The 670-nt window shown below is 48.7% G+C and carries 1 protein-coding gene; it reads right to left on the bottom strand.

Features of this window, described 5'->3' with window-relative positions; all coding sequences use genetic code 11:
- On the bottom strand, positions 1-670 hold a 670-nt coding region (locus tag R7Q48_RS27895; RefSeq protein ID WP_318133540.1), incomplete at both ends, for an ammonia-forming cytochrome c nitrite reductase subunit c552.

Genomic DNA, 670 nt, shown 5'->3' with positions numbered 1-670 from the left:
TGCTTTTTATCCGCGTTCATTTTTTCCATATCCATTCCTAAAGCTTCTTGGGCTTTTGCTTTGGTCGAGATATCTGGAATTTGAACAGGTTCAGTAATGCCTTTTGTTGCCAGTAAGCGTACCAATTTAGTACGAGCATCGGCGGCGCGATCAACTGCGGTACCGAGAACTTCCAGCGCCACTTCTGGTGCGTGCATGTGAACACCGTGAGAGGCGATCGCATAATCCCAACGCCATTGCGCATGGCGAATATCTTGGAGAATCGGCTTCATTTCTTCTTCCGTTGCTCCTGCTTTCCATGCTTCTCCAGCTTCAAAATGCGCCGCGACAATTTGCTTCTCGGCGGTCAATTTCATGTTCAACACCTGCGCTTTGCGTGACGACACGATGTTACGTAGCTGCTCTTTGGTTTGAGTATGGCACTGCGCACATGTGTCTTCGAAGCGGTCGAAAGGATTGCCTACTTTATGATCGGTATAAACGGTACCATCTGCTTTTGTCACCTTCGGCATATGGCAGTCGACGCAAACTACTTTGTTTTTGCCGTGAATCCCTTCACGCCAAGTCTCGAAGCCAGGGTGCTGTGCTTTTAGCATCGGTGCTTTAGAAACGGCGTGAGTCCAATCTTTAAAGTCCAACGCATCGTAATACTTCTCCATGTCACCGACCG

The organism is Vibrio sp. 378, assembly GCF_033339435.1.
This window is presented reverse-complemented; position numbering and strand designations above follow the sequence as displayed.